Genomic DNA, 16,377 nt, shown 5'->3' on the forward strand with positions numbered 1-16,377 from the left:
ATAATTTGGCGATGCCAACGCCCCAATGAGTTCCTGACGCTCGCCATGTCCTCTCCAACCGTCACGCCAACGCCGAAGCCCAAAGCCGAGATCCTCACGCCAGAGCTCCTCGCGCAGCTCGAGCGGTTGGAACTCGTCACCCGCAAGATCTTCCGCGGGCGAATGAAGGGTGAGCGGCGCAGCAAGCGGAAAGGGCAAAGCGTCGAGTTCGCCGATTTCCGCAACTACGTCGCCGGCGACGATCTGCGTTTGCTTGATTGGAACCTTTACGCCCGGCTCGACAAGCTGATCGTCAAGCTCTTCATGGAAGAGGAGGACCTCCACTTCTATACGCTCATCGACGCCAGCATGTCGATGGATTTCGGCACGCCGACGAAGCTAGAGTACGCGAAGCAACTTGCCGCCGCGCTCGGCTTCATTGGTTTGGTGCGAGCCGACCGCGTGCGGATCGAGACTATCGGCCAATCGGCCGCGCAACGCGGGCCGGTGTTGCGCGGGCGTTCGAGCGTCTGGCGGATGCTCCAACAGCTCGACGCGATCAAAGCGGGCGAGCAGACCTCGCTCGCCGCGGGCGTGAAGAACTTCTGCATCCGCAACCCCGGCAAAGGCATCGTGCTGCTCATCAGCGACCTGATGGACAAGCAGGGCTACGAAACGGCCCTGCGTTATTTTGTCTCGCACGAAATGGACTGCTACGTGATTCACCTCCTCTCGCAGGAGGAACTCCAACCTGACGTAAAAGGCGACTTAAAACTGGTCGACTGCGAAGACGCCGACGAAGCCGAGATCACCGTCAGCGCGCCGCTGCTTGCCCGCTACCAGCAAACGCTCACAGCGTTCACGCGTGGGGCGCAAGAGTTCTGCACCCGCCGCGGCATCCACTACATGCTCGCCAATAACCAACTGCCCGTTGCGGACCTCGTTGGTCAACACCTCCGGCGTCGGGGGCTGGTGCGATGAACGAACTGTTCCGCAACACGCTTGGCCCCGCCGCTTGGGTCGCGATCGGCATCGTGCCGCCCGCGATCTTTGCCCTCTATTTCCTTAAGCTCAAGCGGCAGCCGCTGGAAGTTCCGAGCACCTATCTCTGGACGAAGGTGATCGAAGACCTCCACGTGAACAGCCTCTGGCAGCGGCTGCGTCAAAGCTTGCTGCTCTTCCTGCAGCTACTACTCGTCGGGCTCGCGATCTTGGCGCTGCTGCGGCCGGGGTGGATCGGCGAATCGCTCACCGGCCAAAAGTTCGTTTTCCTGATCGACCGTTCCGCCAGCATGTCGACCGGTGATAGCGATGGCGGCACACGGCTCGACGCCGCGAAGAAACGCGTCGGCTCGCTGATCGATCAGATGGGTTCCGACATGTCGGCGATGATCATCGCATTCGACGACGAGCCTGACGTGGTGCAAGAGTTCACCGACAACAAACGGTTGCTGCGCGACGCCCTCGACCACATCACCGCGACCGCCAAGCCAACGAATATCCGCGGCGCTCTCGAGCTCGCTGGCGGTTTCGCGAACTCGGCGCCGGCGGCAAGCGCTGATGGCAGCGAACCGACCGACGAAACGCCCGCGGCCGCTCCGCAAGAACGGGTCGAACTTTACATCTTCAGCGACGGTCGCTTCGGACCAGTCGCTGAGTTCTCGATGGGCAATCTTCGACCAAAGTATCTCCCCATCGGCTCGTTCGATACGAACAACCTCGCAATCACCGCGTTCAACACTCGCCGCAACGACGCCCGGCCGGAAGATCGGCAGGCGTTTGTGCAAGTCGCCAATTACAGCGACGAGCCGCAGACCTCGACCGTCGAGTTGTACCACGACGGTCAACTGCTCGACGCGGCGGAGATCACCGTCCCCGACGGCGACGCCACGGGCGTCACCTTCAATCTTGGCGCCGCAGCCACGGGCAAGCTCGAAGCGCGGCTCACGCCGCCGACCGACGCGAACGATCGGCTGCCGCTCGACAATCGCGGCTACGCCGTGCTCGATCCGCAAAAGCAATCGCGGATCCTGCTGGTCACCCCCGGCAACAATGCGTTGCAACTCGCGCTGACGACCGGCCGGGCCCAGCGGCTTGGCAAAGTCGAAGTCGTCTCGCCCGAGGCCATCGGCACGCCCGACTTCCAGCGGCGAATGGGCGCCGAGACTTACGACCTCGTGATTTTCGATCAGTGCGCTCCCGAGAAGCCTGAGCAAATGCCGCTGGCCAACACGCTGTTCATCGGCCGACTGCCGCCCCTCCCCGGCTGGACCGAAAAGTCGTCCGAGGCGCCGGTCGAGTTGCCGCAAATCATCGACTGGCAGCGAAGCCACCCGCTCCTCGCGCTGGTCGAACTCGGCAACGTCGGCGTCATCAACAGCCACATCGTCCGCCCTCCCGCGGGCGGCAAAACGCTAATCGATTCGACCAAGGGGCCGCTGATGGCGATCGCCCCCCGCGACGGGTTCGAGGACGCTGTGCTCGGCTTCGAGATCGTCGGCCGCGACGCCGACGGCGATATGACGGCGAACACTAACTGGCCCCGATACTTCAGCTTTCCTAACTTTTGTTTGAACATTTTTCAGTACCTCGGCGGGGCGTCGGAAGAGGGGCAAAACCAAGTGATCCGTCCCGGCGAGCCGGCCGAGATCGACTTGCCGGAAACCAAGGGCGCGCTCGCCGTCATCCTGCCCGACGGCTCGCGCCGGCCGGTCGAGGCGCCGAAAGCCGGAAAATTGGCGTTTCACGAGACAGATCAGCTCGGTGCGTACGAAGTTCAAGCAGGGAGCGAGGCCGTTGCTCGGTTTGCGGTCAACCTCTTCGACCGCCAGGAGAGCGACATCCGGCTTCGCACCCGCCAGGAGGGGGATGAGGGCCTGCAGGAAGTGGCGTCACTTTCTATCGGTTACGACGACGTGAAGGCCGAATCGCCCTCCCCGATGCGAAAAGAGCTCTGGACCGGACTCCTGTTGGCGGCCCTGGCAGTGCTGGTTTTCGAGTGGTATATCTATAACCGACGAGTGTACATCTAACGGCGGCCGAAGCCGGGCCTGAGCTACGGCGGCACGTCGTTTGCCCTGTCGAGGGCGGGCCTTCCGGCCGGAGGCCGAGATCACTCGCCATTATCTGCTGAGGACGCGGCGGCAAATGCCCAAGACCATTAAGCCACGCAAGGCTCGGAAACCGAAGGGAGACGGCAAGACCCTCCATCGGTTCATCGAGAACGACCTCATCCGCCGTGTGAGCTACAACGAGTACCGGGATAAGGTCGCGCGAGCCTACGGCGGGCCGAAGGGCGCCCTCCTCACCGTCGCCAGCACGCTCTCGCTCCACATTCCGCTCGGCGAGCGGGTCTTCCGCTCGCGGAAGTTCGATTTGACGGGCGCCAAGTCGATTCTCGACGTCGGCAGCGGCGCGGGCCAATTGGCCGGCCACCTGCTGAAGTACGGCGATCCCGACGCCTCGGTCACCTGCACCGACCTGAGCAGCCAAATGTTGCGGCGGGCCCGCAACCGCCTGAAGAGCGATCGACCTCGGTTTGTCTCGTGTGATTTGTCGCAACTGCCGTTCGCGGATGGTTCGTTCGACTGCATCACCTGCGGCTACGTGCTGGAACACTTGCCGAACGCCGAGACCGGCCTCGCCGAAATGTCGCGCGTCCTGCAGACCGGCGGCCGGATGTTCCTGCTGACGACCGAGGACAGCTTCTCGGGCGCCTGGACGAGCCGCCTGTGGTTGTGCCGCACTTACAACCGCAAGGAACTGATGCGGGTTTGTGAAACACTGGATCTCCACTGGAAGCAAGAGATTTGGTTCACGCGGATGCACAAAGCCTTCCGCGCCGGCGGCATCTGCGTCGAGATCCAGAAGCGGTAATCTCTGCCCGCGTTACGAGTGCCGCCTTAGCCCCCGGTTCTTCAATTGGGGGCACGGCTTCTAATTTCTCGGCGAATACGCCATTTTCTCGACGATTTAGCTGTTAAGTGCCCTGCTACAACACCGGGCAAAACCGCTGATCGGCGTGGATGGCGTGGAGGGAAGCGCCGATGAAAACGACCCGATTGACCAGCGATTTACGTTGGACGACCGCCAGCGGCTATAGCCTACTGAGCGTGCGAGAGGGCGGCAAGGAAGCGATGATCTTGGCCAACGTCCTGAATGCCGATGGGCTCCGCGCCCTCGCTGACGCGGCCCTGGACGCTGCCCAGCATCTTGCCGACAGCGAACTGAGCATGGCCGAACTGGTCGAGCAACGTCGCTAGTCGTCGCCGGGGGGCTCGGATGCCCCCTTTTCTTCCCCGCCCTCCTGAGAGTCCCCGCCCATGTCGCTCTACGTCGTGAAAGTCGGTCAGTACCTTTTGCCGATTCAGGCCGTCTCGCCGGAGCGCGCCCTTATGATCGCAAAATTCTACGCCCCTCAATCCGGCGAGCCGGCCATCGTCGCCTAAACCACCCCGGCCGGCTCCGTAGCAGTCAGCGCATCCTAGTTGCGTGGTGATCGTGCGGAGTCGCGACCGGCCTTTTCTACCGGAGCCCCCGCCATGTCCGAACTTGAAGCCCTAGTTAATTCTTACCTTGCCGTTGGTCTGGTCGGTGGCGTCGCCGCTTGGATCGTCTGCCACTTCACCCGCTAGGCCCTCTCTCGCCAGCCCCACCCTGGAGCCCTGCCATGATTCGCAACTTGATTCCTTCCGCCGTCGTCATCGAGGTTGCCGTCGCTCTGTGGGCGGCAGCCAGTGTGTGCGCTAGGATGCCCGCGCCCCCGGTTACGGTCCTAGTCCCCGATGGGAACGGGGGCTTTATCTACGAAGCGCGCGACGCTCATAGCGTCGCTGTCGAGCAAGCGAAGTTGCGCGCGGATCGTCTGGGGGAAACGATAGACGGTCTGCGGGAGGTAGCGGCCCGTCGAGAGGCAGCGGAGTACGAAGCGTTCCTGACTGAGCTACAGGGGCCGACGCGGCGCGCCAGGGGAGCGTAGCAGGCTGCTAGGCGGGAACGGCATGAATCCGAAATGCGGGCTACTCGCGAGTGGATGCAACAAAACCTAACCCGGTTGCAGCAGCAGTAGACCCGTAGCGACCTTCGCTTGGGGAGCCCGGTTAATCGCCGGGCTTTTTCGTGCAATGAGCGAATAGGGGGTTGCGTTAGGTGTAAAAAAGGTGTAATTTCCGTGCATGGCCAACGGGCATTACGCCGACTTTATATGAGGGAATAGTCAGATGAACCCCGCCACGTCCACGATTGCAGTAAACACAAATCCAATGGTGTTCGAGGAATTGGCCACGTCGCTCGCGACGCTCGCGACTTATGCTCGCGGCGACATGGGCGACCCAGTCAAGGAAATGGAGCACCTATACCGCCGTGCGCTCCAGGAGCCGCCGAGCTACGAAGAAATTACCAGTATCACCGGCCACAACATGGAGACGCACGACCGGGAATGCGGCCGCGCGGCGTGGTTGCTAGCGAACATCGAAGACTTGCAGGTTCACGGCGTTCATACGCTGGTCTGGCACAAGATCAACAGAGAGTTCACGGCCCCCATTCTGAATCAGATTGCCCGCGCTACTGGGAAGCCATCGCAGTTGACTCACGAGCAGATTCAAAAGCTCGGCGCGCCTCTGGCCATGATCGACGTAGTGGGAGTTAAAGACGACACGATCTGGTTGACGCAAGTTGTCACCAGCAAGAACGTCCACGATTCCGCGCTCAATCGCGTCGGTCGCAAGAGCGGCAGCCTATTCCGCAGCGTGGTCTACCGTGACATTGCAATTGAAGACAAGGAACTGGCGGGGCTTATCGCTGCTGATAAACAGATGCGCGCAGCGTTTCCGACGACAGAAGTTGTCACGATGGTGCTAGTCGTTCACCCCCAGTTACCGGACTTCGAGCTGTACCACGTCGAGCTTCCTCAGAAACCGCATGGAAAGTTGCTCTTAACGGAAGAACGAATCCGTAAGAATTCAATCGACTACGCCGATCAGCTCCGCGAGAACCAAGACGCGCTATTCACGTTACCCGGCCAGATTGACAACGCGCTCTTTAAGGGTGTCCCGCCGTGCCGTGGCGGCAGAACGCTCATAATGCTCGCGCTCGCGGCGTCGCGCCAACTTGAATCGGAGGCGCTTGAGCTGTGGGAGTGCAAGGATTTTATGCAGGCGCTCGTTGACGAGTTTGGGTATGAGGTCGAGCGTGATAAGGTTCGTCATGATCTCGACGATCGCCTAGTACAGCAAGGATTCTTTAGGAAGCGCGGAACGCAATACTACGTTTCGATGCGTGGCATCGCTCGGTATCAGTATTGCTTGGCAAAGTTTACAAGCGTCGGTAGTTCGGATTTCGACTTGGATCAGCTTGTAAAGCAACGGGATAGGATCATTGCGAAGTTCGGATGCTTAACGTGAGCAGTTCGGAACTAAGCAAGGAATGGGAGTCGGTCAAATGACTACGCGGCTGAATGTTCAGTTTACGGAGAGGCAGAATAAGTCACTGGAGGAAATGGCAGAGGAATTGGGGACCACGAAGGCAGGCGTACTAAAGACAGCATTGTCATTATTGAAAGTCGCTCTACGCGAGCGTGAGCAGAAAAACCAAATTGCTGTCGTGAAGGATGGTCAAGTTGTAAAAGAGATCGTCGGAATTCTTGATGAGTGAGGGAGGCTAATGGACAGTGGAACGGATTCGAGTCATTTGGAAACGGTCGACATTAAAGATGAGGCCGTGTGGGAACAGCCGCCTGTCGTAACGGAGCCGAGCTTCGATCAAAAGGCGTCGCTGGAGATGGCCAAGCATGTCTTGGCCATCTTCGGAGGCGTTTACCTCCTCTGTTTCATCATGGCATTTGCAATGATGTGCATGAAAGATGCAACTTTTGATGGTACCTTAGAGCTTGTGCGATTCTTGCTTTCATCCATTCTTCCATTGATAACACTAGCTATCGGCTACTACCTAGGTGACCGGAACGGGTGACGCTAGGGCCACCCTTGCTCCCGAGCAGTGATTCGCAGAACCGAATCCTCTAGCGTACTTGTCACGATATTGTAGCGCTGGTCCCCCACGATGATCGCATCGGCCGGGGTCAGCCGATCAAACGGACAGTCGCGAGCGCGCAGGAGAATCGTCGTCGGCCCGACTTCCTCTTGGCACTCACGCGCGCTGATCTTACGGGCGTAGCTAGTCGGCTCGACAACCGCCAGGGCGGCTAGCGTCGAGCGCGTTTCCCTACGCTCGCCGGTAGCAGGATCGACGACGCTCGACACTTGCCGACTGACAATAACGCGACGACCCTGCCGGCGAGTCAGAATGTAGCCTACGTCGGTCACGCTGCCACCCCTTCCGCTGCTGCTTGCAACTGAGCGCCAGCCAATTCCAGGCTGCGAACCATCGCGACAATCTCATTGGGATCGAAGGGCTTGATGGCGTTGGCGGCAGCCTTCACGGCGGTCGCGTCGCCGCTGTCCAGAGCTTCCACGAACGCCGTCCATGCCTCCCCCGATCGGGAGAAATACCCTGCCGCTTGGAACAACGCACTGGCGGCAGTGCAGGCGGGTTCGATACACGAATCAAATTTGTTTGCGGTCATGCGAATACAATCCTTGCTGCGAGAATGTCAGCTTTCGAGCCGACGTTGATTGAACAATGCCCACGGGGTTCGGTGATGATCGCCCCGTCCGGCAACTGGAGCCGAACGAATGTCGGCGTCGATGAATGAAGTAGCCCAACGCTATTGGTCCCATCACTACGGCGAGCGACGACGTAGTTGTATCGCTTCATAGTTCCCCCTTTTGGTTATCCGAGTAAGCGCGCTTCACGCTGAATCATCGCTGCAATTTGCTGCGCGGTGCTGCGGTCTACCATGCCGCCGGTCACGTTCACGTTGAACGTCTGCTGAGTTGACCCTGCGACGACGGCGGGGGCGTCGGCGGTCGCAACAGCGGTGCCGGCTTGCGCTTGTGCGCCGGCGCTCGGAGCCCCTGGAAGATTCGCCAGGGCGTCACGAATCGCGATGGCGGACGCGGCTCCGGCTGCCAAGTTTTCGGACAGACCTTTACTCGATAGACTGGCTGCTGCGAGCGGATCGGCTGTCGCGCCAATTTCCTTCAGCCGATCGGTGTTCGCTTCAGCTTCCGTCCGCGCCTTCAGCAGGTTGTTGACGGAATCTTCCGCTTTTTGCAGACCCTTGAAGTCTTGTTGGAAGGCGTAGGGTAGACGGTCGCTGTCGTCTGCGATGCCTTCCATGAGTTTGCTGAACCGATCGGCGGAGCCCAACAAGTCGTCGTCGATGATGCCGGTTTTCGCCAGGGCTTGCAGCTTGGCCAGCTCCTGTCGAGCTTCGCCGATCTGGTCGCGTGCCGTGTTGTATTGTTCGTTGTTCGTGGCAGCGGACAGGACATGCTTGCCGCCTTGCAATGCGTGTTCGCCTAGCGAGCGTTCCGCGTCCTGGAAGTTCGCGAGCTTCCGCAGTTCGGCTTGGGCGCGCTCCGTAGCGTCGCCGCGCGCCTTCAGAATCTCATGTTGTTCCTTATTGATCGCAAGCGATTTTTTGTCGTTGACGTTCTGAGCGGATTGGGTGGCAAGTTCGCGCCCTAGTCGCTTGACGGCGGCTTCCTGCCCTTCATAGTTCTTGATCTGCTGGACGGCGGCTGCGCCGCGCTGACTGAGTGCTGCGGACTGCTGGCGTTCCGCTGCAACGCTGCGCGCGATAGCTGTTTCTAGTGACTTCTGCGCTTGGACTGCCGCAGTAGTATCCCACTGGTCGTTTTCGCGACCTTGCGCGGTCGAGATCAACCCCGCCGCACGATCGTACTGACCGGAGTCTTGCAGCTTTTTCGCCTGCCGCAGCAGGTCGAGCGTCGAACCCTCACGTTCCAAACGCTGGTCTTGCAGGGCTGCCAGTTTGGACTCGCCTTGCTTCAGCCGACTCTGCGATTCTGAGTGGAGTCGTCCAAGCTGCTGATAGTACGCCTTCCACTCGCCCAGCTTGCCGGCGATTTCGGCTTGATCGCTCTTGTTGGCGGCGCGACGACCGGCGATATCAACGCCATCCTCCTGCAAGTCGATACGTTTTTGCGTGAACTCTGATTGCTTCGCAGCGTCGCGCAGATCGCCGATCGTCTCTCGCAAGCGCGTGCTGCGATCAATGGCGCTGTTGAATGCGTCGAGCGCCGCGGTCGAGTCACGCATGATGTCCGGAAGCCCAAAAATTGAACTTACGAGCGCTGCGCCCGCAGCCGCTGCTGCCGTCAGTCCGATGCCAATGGGACCGGCTGCCGCCGCCGCCTTGCCGAGATCAAGAGCGATGTTTGCAATGCCGCTATGACTACCGGCGAGACGCGACGCGCCCGCGCTCATTTTGTCGAATGCTTTTTGCGACTGATTACCGGCTGCCTCAGTCGTCTTGGCGAGGCGCTTGATGTCCGCTTCCGCCGTACTAACATCGTAGACAACGCGCGTTTTAATCTCTTTTGCCACGGTGAACCTTTTGATAGTGAGAAGACTTCAGTAGTGCGAAGACGAATTCCGCAGAGGCGCGCGGCAAGGCAGGCGAGACGATTACAGGTGGGGGACAGGAAGGGATGGAGCGGAGCAGCAACGAGATTGCGTCATCGCGTTCTAACCTGTGGTCCCAAACGATCTTCCAAGGGTCGCGCCCATCGACCCTACCGCAACCGCAGTACGTCTTTGATCCGATGTTCCAAACCCATGTCCGCCAGGGTTCTCGAATCGTGTCGTGGTCGATGAATTCATTCGGCATACCTCCAAGGGCTCCCCGATTGGCAGAGTTGACTGATCCTAGCCGGCGAAAGATTCCAGACCTTCGCTGCCGCCCTGACGCCGGGGTGCGTGATCCCCAACGGATCGACGACTTGGCGGGATGAACGCCACCCCGATCGGCTGGGGGTCGCGCGTCGCTGGCGGTGCGACAACAAATTTGGATATTTTGCCTTCAGGGTCGCATAAATAGCGTCGGCGTCAGCCTTGCCCATAGGCACGCTAGGAGCCTCTGTAGAGCGTTCTGGCTGCGCGGCGGTTAGACAGAGGAAGTCCCCAAGATCGCTATCGTTGGACGCCCTGCGAGCATAGACGACCGACCAGGGCGGGATTCCGCCGACTGACCGGCCCCGCCCTAGGTAAACGGGTTTTCCTCGATCAAGCCACAACCAGACGTAGGTAGAGGGTCGCATTACGCCTCCACCGGCGCGACAAAATAGCCCGGCTCGTGTCCGCCCAATACCTCGCGCATCCGCCAGTACGCTAGGTCAGCTTCCGCGTCGTCGGGATTCTCGCGACGCTTCTGCTCCAGCGCCGCCAGGGGGTCCGGCGTCTGCGCCTTAAGCTGCTGTAGCTGCCGGTCGATGTTCTGTTTTGCCTTTAGTAAGTCCGCCTGTGACGCCGACAGCTCGGCAGCTTGCTCCTGTAGGACTGCCGATCGAATGCCCATAGCTTCCTTGTACAGTCGCTCCCGTTCGTTGGGACAACCGCCGTAAAGTTCGGTTTGCCGAATCGCATTTTCGATCGTCTGGACTTGGGCAAGATCGACGCGCTCTTCCCATCGCGCCCAATCCCTGATTTCAGCGAGCGCCTTCAGCGCGGCAGACTGCTCTTTGACGTGCGCTTCCAGGGCGGCAGACTGCCCACGGGCGTCTAGCTCTTGTCGCTTCAGTTTCTTGAGTTGATGCAATGTTTGGCTGTTGATATCGCGAAACGTCGCGAACTCTTCCATTTCCCGCTTCTCGGATTCGAGCGATTCCAAACGGGCAATCTCAGCGTCAAACCCCGTTGCGGTTGCGGGGTTGCTGCGGAGAACCGGCTTCCAGTTCCTTGCTGCGATCAAACTTGTATCGACCACCGGGCGACGATAGCCAGGGTCCAGCCCTTCGTCGGCGGTTTCCATCATGATCTGCTCTCTCTTGGAAAGTGCGCGTCCCTTTTCTTGTGATAGGCGCGCGATCTTCTCTTCGGCGCGAGCGTGTACGTTGTCCTTGTCCGCGCGCGTTTGGGTTTTGGTTTTCACCTCGCCGCCTGCGAGTTGGGCGAACGTGACATTGCGAAAATCGACAGGAGTCATAGTTGTGGTTCTCGTTGTTGGGGTTGGGAGGCGACGAACGCACGGCGGGGACTAGCTGATATCAGTCAGGACATAGGAGCCGACTGCTACCCTGTCCAAGCGGAGCGAGCCATCGGTGGTCACTGCGCCGACTGCGCCGTCGATTAGGTTTTCAGGATGAAACCCCGACGCGACGGTCAGCATTTTCTTGAGCGCGACCGTGTACTGATCAGTTGCAGCGCCCCCACGCACGCCGATGTTGGCGAACTTGGATCGCAGTTTTTCCGCATTAAAGTTTTCACCGGGGGTGAAGAATGCGGACAAAGAGTTTACAAAAGCGGTTCGGAACATTGCGGGCACTCCTAAATGGTGGTTATTGATGGCGATTGATCGCCACCGCAATCGTGACTGATAAAACCACCGCGCCCGGTATTCGCTAGCGAGCGCGGTGGTGAGTCGCGAGCCAGGTTGCGGCGCGCGTCTCGCTGTTTCAAAAAACCTGCCTACGTCAATTCATACCGGAGGCAGGTCGCCTCCCCACTACGAGTGGAGAGGGCTTGTACTGGCCCCCGCGCCGCTGGTTACATGAACCCAGCAGCGCGGGGTAGCGGTTCGCAGAATGGGTGACTGCTAGCCGCTTTTGTGTTCGTCCCCGACATGCTCAACCGGGGAGACGATCGCCTACGCGACGACCTTTGGTTTCGGTTTGCGTCCAGCTTTTCGTTTGGTCAACGAACCTGCCAGAATCGCTTCTCTGATCGCTGAAGCGTCCCACCGCTGCGGAGACGAATTTTCGATCGGTGCAGGAAGCCTCCCGTTTTTCTTCCATAGCGCGAGCGTCTGTTTCTTGACGCCCAATACTTGTTTCAATTCGCGTGCCGTCAGCGTCATGGTGATACTCCTGTGATGATCTAAAATGCCCCGCCGTCCGCAGGTGAGAACGAACGGCAGGGGCGCAGCGCGGGTGACTAGTCCGCGTCGTACTGGCGCGCCTGCTCAGTGAGCATGATTTTCGTGGCGCGATATTCCTTGTCTGTTTTGATTTCGCCCGTGTGGGAGCGTAGGTGTGTGATAGCGCCCTCGATAGCGCGCTGACTCATGCCTGCGGCTTGAGCGGCGAGATAGACGTTGCTCAGTTCGTGCCAAGCCTGATCGGCGACGAACCTCAGCAACCATTCACAGGCTGCCTCACGGGCGCTACCGCCGCGTTTCTTATCGTTAGCGGCATTCGCCAGCGCCCTCAGTCCGGCGTCGGCGTCCATGTCGATCAAGCCGTCTTCCCAAACGACGCGACCTACGGTGTCGTGGTCGTCAGCATCTTCGGGCGCGGCAACGTGATTGCTGGCGTCGTATGGAACGTCGGGGTCATACATGACCGGAGTGATGCAGAACGCTCGCCCCGGCGGTCGGCGCGTGTAAGAGTACTTCGATGGCAGCAGCAGCCGTCTCTCGCGGTCGGCGGGGTCGCCAGTGATGTGCCAGATCGACCGGGGGATGGAGACAAACCCGGTCGACCCGATTATCATTCGGTTCGCTTCGGTGCAATCGGTCGACTTGTTGTAATGACACAAACCAAGCAGCGCGACTTTGTATTTGCCTGCCAGGGCGGTCAGCGCGTTTAGTACGCTGCGAACTTCAGCGTTCGCGTTTTCGCTCGTGCCAGTCGGCAGCATGTCCGTTAGCGCGTCAAAGACCATGACGCCAACGTCACCAAACTTGGCGAGCGTGATCTCGATATTCTCCAGACCTTCAGCGCTGGCGTTAAGGTCGACCACCATCGATTGCCCGCGTCGACGCGCGAACGCTGCTCGCGTGATATCCCAAAACGCTGGGTCTGCTCCTGCAACGTCCATGCGTCGCCCAATCATTTCGCTCGGTTCCTCCGGCGCGGTGAACATCACGCGCTTACCTTCTCGCGTGAGCGGCGCGACGATGTTCGCGGCGACCAAACTCTTGCCGTGCCCCTGAGGTGCAGCCAGCAGCGTCAGAACGCCGGGGTACAGCCAGTGCGAAACGAGCGGAGTCGGCAGCCGGCGCGAAATGTTGCGAGGACTTTCGATGATACATCCCTCCGATTGGGCGTCGCCCGTAGCAGGCGCGCCGTCGAGCAGATCAAGCGATGCGTCTCGGACGGCGCATAGTTCGTCGATGCGAATCAACGTCGACCCGCGTTCGCCTTTTTTGTCTGCCGCCCTAAACCCCTCCCGCAGTTTGCGGTCGAGGTTCTGCCCATCGTGCCCGTACAGCGGCCACGGCGGTTTGCCCTTTGCGTCGTTGATGCGCTGAATGACTTCCCACGCCCGATCAAATCGGACGTTGGAGCGCCTCAGTGCCGCGCCCCACCGAATGGCGCGATTCGATCCGTTCATCCCTTCAATCGAATCTTCCCCGCCCATGAGGGTCGCTTCGCAGTCGGCGATCTCCGCTTCAGTCGGCTCGCGAATGTCGATCGCATTCCGGGTTGCAGCGAGCGCGGCGGCTTCCGCTGCTATTACCGCGTCTTGTCTCGCCTGCTCAATCAGGGCGTCGTGAAGGGCGTCAGGGATGATCGCAACAGTATCTATGTCACGCCCCGGCAACCACTCGCGGTTCTCGGAAGGGGGGACGACGCTCTGCACACCCTTGATTCGGGCTGTCAGCCCGGAAGGTAGTTTGATGATTCCGCTCGACGTAAGCAGGTCGTGGATCGGGCTATCAGCCGGCAAACGGAATAGGCGATGCGTGCCTTGGTGATCAGTGCGATTACGCGATATGAACGCGGCTCCGGTGTCGGCGGCGTCGCCGATCAGGCGCAGGCACTCCGCTTCCTGCTCCGCGTCGTCGTCTTCTACGTCGATCGTCACGCCGTCCCACACGATGCCGATGCGGGGGCGCTCCGCACTGTCTAGGTGTCGGCGGATCGTAGCAGGAGCAAAATTGCTCGTCTGCCACTTTTTCGCTTGTACTCTCTTGTTGTCTACCGGCACAACGCGATAGCCGCGCGTTTGGTAGAACGTCGCGCCTTTTTCGAGGGTGTCGAGTTGTTCGTTGATTGAAGTCATTAGCAGCGTCTCTCACCTGTCGTTGTGATACCCGCGAGTAGTCGTCTCGCGGCGGTTCTCTGTTCGTCGCGAAAATTATACTCAGCTTGACAGCATGCCCCGACAAGCATTCAGGAGATTTTAATAGACGAAATTCCCTGAAAAGCGTCACGATATTTTCCCTGACGCATTACGGCTGTAGGTAAGCCAGGGGGAGGAGCGTCTAAGAGCAGTCGCCCGGAAGAATGGATGTAAAAGTTCCGTAAATAAATCTGCCAACTTTTACCCTCGCTCAATTTTGCCCTCCGTGTGTCTCCCGCGTGTGTGTGTGCGTGTTGGACTGTTAAACGCCAGGGAGAGTGTATTTAGAAGTACTATCTATCTTTAGAAAAAACCCTATTTCTATAGGGTGAACCGCTGGCGAACGGTTGCCTCGTACTCCGAGCGAATCCGAACACGCGCACACACACGCGGGAGACACACAGGAAGCGAAATTGAGCGAGGGTAAAAGTTGGCTGGCAGTTTGCAAACCACCATTCGCCAATCTGCTAAATCTTCGACAGCATATTCGCGAAACCGTTTCGGCAGATTTACGCTAGATCGCGACAGGCTTCCCGTTACGGGCGAGCATGCGCCCAATCGACGCCGGGTGAAACGTGGCGCCGACGCGAGGCTTGAAATTTTCCTCGCTGAGAATTTGGCAGATTCCGCGAAATGTTGTGCCCTGAGCGCGGAGTTCTTTCGCCCGTCTGATTGCCGCTTGCTCCGCGTCGTCTGGTACGAGCGTCCGTCCGTCGTCGGCTAGGCGATAACCGTACTTCACTGATCCGCAGCGCTCGCCCTTGCTGATCTTGTGACGTAGCGCGGCCGACGTTCGTTCGCCTATCGTCTCGCGTTCCCACGCTGCGACCGACAGCAACACGTTCAAGACAAGACGCCCCGCCGCCGTGCGCGTGTCGACAGCATCTTGGACCGACAGCAGTTCACGATTGCGGAAGGGATTCTCAACGAGCCACTGCCAATCCCGCAGCGACCGCGTTAGCCGGTCGAGCTTCACGACAGCTAGGCCGTCAGCTTCACCCCGGTCGAGCATCTTCAGCGCTGTCTGAAGCCCGTGGCGATCAAGAGTCGCGCCGCTTTCGGCGTCTTCTAGGATCGTGACCAGCGTAAGATCGTGCAGCGCTGCGAACTGCAACAGTTTCGACCGCTGCGCCTCGCGCCCGAGACTCTGATCTGTGGTCGACGTTCGGACGTATCCAATGATGCGAAGCGCCATCCCTCTATTTTAATTGGAGCCGATGGGGCGCCAATTAGCGGCGACTTGTTCGGTTCACTATTTTCCTAACGGTTTGTTGCCCGCTGCCTCGCGCGACGCGCTCGTCGTCGGAGGTAGGTCTTCACCGCGCGTCGAATCCGCCCAGTGAACCCGAGGGCACGATACCCGGCGCGCCAGCGAGCGAGTCGGGCGCGTTGAGCGTCCGTGCCATCAATATCTATTTTCTGTAAATGTCGTTCCGGGTAAATGTAAAAGTAGGGGGTGACGACCAGTGCGATCATTCCAAGGACCAGCCCAACGACCATCGCCACCGGCAGCACCAGAGGTAAGAGAAGCCACAGAATCCACCGTCGAGCTGTTTGAGACAGTTCCATTTCCCTATTATAGCCGCATCGCAGCACGAGCACTCCCACAACCCCTCTCCCCTCAACCTGACTGCCGAGCCTCCCGACCCTCCGCATCGCAGCAGCGAGCGGCTACGGAGCCCTTGCAGCACGAATCGTCGCTCCGCACACAGGCGATTGGCCATGCGATCCCACCGAGGGCTGGCGATCCTTCACCCGATCGGCTGTTAAATAGCCGCAACCATCCGGAATCGTATCAACTCGATACACCGGGCCGCAGTGCCCCCTACAACCGCTGCGAGCGTCGAAGGCGGATTAAACCCTCCACCCCGTACCATCCCTACACCTAACCGCATGCCAATTGCCTAGTCGGCACGCTCCGCACAACCACTACCCCAATCACGACTTCCACAAATCCGATCGAATGATCTGTGAGGGTCGAGAATCGCATAGCTGTAACGATTAGGGGTGGCTAGGGTAGGCCTACAATCGTTCGTTAAACGGCATTCGGATCAGCCCTCGCGCATGGCGTAGAGCGCATGATCGAACCGACCATTCTCCGCGCTGCGATCAGCAGAGCATGTTCAACCCGTTCCAAACGATCTTCCGTTACAAGCCGGTCGGCGCGTTCCACCGATAGGGCGCGCATAGCCGCTACAGTGTGCGTTAGTTTCTAGGATTGTGGTTCAAACCGTGCTTTTTATTTTGGGCATG

General features: G+C 59.6%; 16 protein-coding genes. 8 read left to right on the forward strand and 8 right to left on the reverse strand.

The features are described from left to right. Window positions 1–45 precede the first annotated feature (45 nt). The 8 genes from ACQY7R_RS28265 (at window position 46) to ACQY7R_RS28300 (ending at window position 6,945) form a co-directional block, all read left to right on the forward strand. Complete coding sequence (locus tag ACQY7R_RS28265; RefSeq protein ID WP_428308869.1) at window positions 46–960, forward strand: DUF58 domain-containing protein; 915 nt, start codon at window positions 46–48, stop codon at window positions 958–960. Further along, window positions 957–3,011 (forward strand): vWA domain-containing protein, encoded by a 2,055-nt coding sequence (locus ACQY7R_RS28270; protein ID WP_428308870.1) that lies wholly within the window; start codon window positions 957–959, stop codon window positions 3,009–3,011. Before ACQY7R_RS28265 ends, ACQY7R_RS28270 begins: the two co-directional genes overlap by 4 nt. Before the next feature lie 115 nt (window positions 3,012–3,126). After that, window positions 3,127–3,855: a class I SAM-dependent methyltransferase gene (locus tag ACQY7R_RS28275; RefSeq protein WP_152098095.1), complete on the forward strand. Its 729-nt coding sequence runs from the start codon at window positions 3,127–3,129 to the stop codon at window positions 3,853–3,855. A gap of 170 nt (window positions 3,856–4,025) precedes the next feature. Further along, the gene (locus ACQY7R_RS28280; RefSeq protein ID WP_428308871.1) at window positions 4,026–4,241 is read left to right on the forward strand and encodes a hypothetical protein; all 216 of its coding nucleotides are present in this window, start codon (window positions 4,026–4,028) and stop codon (window positions 4,239–4,241) included. A gap of 60 nt (window positions 4,242–4,301) precedes the next feature. Then, window positions 4,302–4,427, forward strand: a complete 126-nt coding sequence (locus tag ACQY7R_RS28285) for a hypothetical protein (RefSeq protein WP_428308872.1) — start codon at window positions 4,302–4,304, stop codon at window positions 4,425–4,427. A 771-nt stretch (window positions 4,428–5,198) separates the two neighbouring features. After that, window positions 5,199–6,380, forward strand: a complete 1,182-nt coding sequence (locus ACQY7R_RS28290) for a hypothetical protein (protein ID WP_428308873.1) — start codon at window positions 5,199–5,201, stop codon at window positions 6,378–6,380. Between the two features lie 37 nt (window positions 6,381–6,417). After that, window positions 6,418–6,630, forward strand: coding sequence for a hypothetical protein (locus ACQY7R_RS28295; RefSeq protein ID WP_428308874.1), 213 nt, complete (start codon window positions 6,418–6,420; stop codon window positions 6,628–6,630). A gap of 36 nt (window positions 6,631–6,666) precedes the next feature. Beyond that, a complete protein-coding gene (locus ACQY7R_RS28300) occupies window positions 6,667–6,945 on the forward strand; it encodes a hypothetical protein (RefSeq protein WP_428308875.1) in 279 nt (92 codons plus the stop codon). A 2-nt stretch (window positions 6,946–6,947) separates the two neighbouring features. On the opposite strand, the gene ACQY7R_RS28305 is transcribed toward ACQY7R_RS28300, so the two are convergent. The 8 genes from ACQY7R_RS28305 to ACQY7R_RS28340 all read right to left on the reverse strand — a co-directional run bounded on the left by ACQY7R_RS28305 (window position 6,948) and on the right by ACQY7R_RS28340 (window position 15,319). Further along, entirely contained in the window at window positions 6,948–7,298 is a 351-nt protein-coding gene (locus ACQY7R_RS28305; RefSeq protein ID WP_428308876.1) for a hypothetical protein, read from the reverse strand. Then, a complete protein-coding gene (locus ACQY7R_RS28310; RefSeq protein ID WP_428308877.1) occupies window positions 7,295–7,558 on the reverse strand; it encodes a hypothetical protein in 264 nt (87 codons plus the stop codon). Before ACQY7R_RS28310 ends, ACQY7R_RS28305 begins: the two co-directional genes overlap by 4 nt. 206 nt (window positions 7,559–7,764) lie before the next feature. After that, window positions 7,765–9,447 carry a hypothetical protein gene (locus tag ACQY7R_RS28315; RefSeq protein WP_428308878.1) on the reverse strand — a complete coding sequence of 561 codons (1,683 nt, stop codon included), beginning with the start codon at window positions 9,445–9,447 and terminating at the stop codon, window positions 7,765–7,767. 712 nt (window positions 9,448–10,159) lie between these two features. Continuing rightward, the gene (locus tag ACQY7R_RS28320) at window positions 10,160–11,044 is read right to left on the reverse strand and encodes a hypothetical protein (RefSeq protein ID WP_428308879.1); all 885 of its coding nucleotides are present in this window, start codon (window positions 11,042–11,044) and stop codon (window positions 10,160–10,162) included. Between the two features lie 51 nt (window positions 11,045–11,095). After that, window positions 11,096–11,374, reverse strand: coding sequence for a hypothetical protein (locus ACQY7R_RS28325; protein ID WP_428308880.1), 279 nt, complete (start codon window positions 11,372–11,374; stop codon window positions 11,096–11,098). Between the two features lie 330 nt (window positions 11,375–11,704). Continuing rightward, window positions 11,705–11,914, reverse strand: a complete 210-nt coding sequence (locus ACQY7R_RS28330; RefSeq protein WP_428308881.1) for a helix-turn-helix transcriptional regulator — start codon at window positions 11,912–11,914, stop codon at window positions 11,705–11,707. 77 nt (window positions 11,915–11,991) lie between these two features. Continuing rightward, entirely contained in the window at window positions 11,992–14,064 is a 2,073-nt protein-coding gene (locus ACQY7R_RS28335; RefSeq protein WP_428308882.1) for an AAA family ATPase, read from the reverse strand. 574 nt (window positions 14,065–14,638) lie between these two features. Next, window positions 14,639–15,319, reverse strand: coding sequence for a recombinase family protein (locus ACQY7R_RS28340; protein WP_428308883.1), 681 nt, complete (start codon window positions 15,317–15,319; stop codon window positions 14,639–14,641). Window positions 15,320–16,377: the final 1,058 nt, after the last annotated feature.

It is taken from the genome of Lacipirellula sp., assembly GCF_965279485.1.
Lineage (GTDB): Bacteria > Planctomycetota > Planctomycetia > Pirellulales > Lacipirellulaceae > Lacipirellula.

Bases quoted from the DNA above. Each gene is read 5' to 3' on its own strand.
- ACQY7R_RS28265 (WP_428308869.1), top strand. From the start codon at position 46: ATGTCCTCTCCAACCGTCACGCCAACGCCGAAGCCCAAAGCCGAGATC.
- ACQY7R_RS28270 (WP_428308870.1), top strand. From the start codon at position 957: ATGAACGAACTGTTCCGCAACACGCTTGGCCCCGCCGCTTGGGTCGCG.
- ACQY7R_RS28275 (WP_152098095.1), top strand. From the start codon at position 3,127: ATGCCCAAGACCATTAAGCCACGCAAGGCTCGGAAACCGAAGGGAGAC.
- ACQY7R_RS28280 (WP_428308871.1), top strand. From the start codon at position 4,026: ATGAAAACGACCCGATTGACCAGCGATTTACGTTGGACGACCGCCAGC.
- ACQY7R_RS28285 (WP_428308872.1), top strand. From the start codon at position 4,302: ATGTCGCTCTACGTCGTGAAAGTCGGTCAGTACCTTTTGCCGATTCAG.
- ACQY7R_RS28290 (WP_428308873.1), top strand. From the start codon at position 5,199: ATGAACCCCGCCACGTCCACGATTGCAGTAAACACAAATCCAATGGTG.
- ACQY7R_RS28295 (WP_428308874.1), top strand. From the start codon at position 6,418: ATGACTACGCGGCTGAATGTTCAGTTTACGGAGAGGCAGAATAAGTCA.
- ACQY7R_RS28310 (WP_428308877.1), bottom strand. From the start codon at position 7,558: ATGACCGCAAACAAATTTGATTCGTGTATCGAACCCGCCTGCACTGCC.
- ACQY7R_RS28320 (WP_428308879.1), bottom strand. From the start codon at position 11,044: ATGACTCCTGTCGATTTTCGCAATGTCACGTTCGCCCAACTCGCAGGC.
- ACQY7R_RS28325 (WP_428308880.1), bottom strand. From the start codon at position 11,374: ATGTTCCGAACCGCTTTTGTAAACTCTTTGTCCGCATTCTTCACCCCC.
- ACQY7R_RS28330 (WP_428308881.1), bottom strand. From the start codon at position 11,914: ATGACGCTGACGGCACGCGAATTGAAACAAGTATTGGGCGTCAAGAAA.
- ACQY7R_RS28335 (WP_428308882.1), bottom strand. From the start codon at position 14,064: ATGACTTCAATCAACGAACAACTCGACACCCTCGAAAAAGGCGCGACG.
- ACQY7R_RS28340 (WP_428308883.1), bottom strand. From the start codon at position 15,319: ATGGCGCTTCGCATCATTGGATACGTCCGAACGTCGACCACAGATCAG.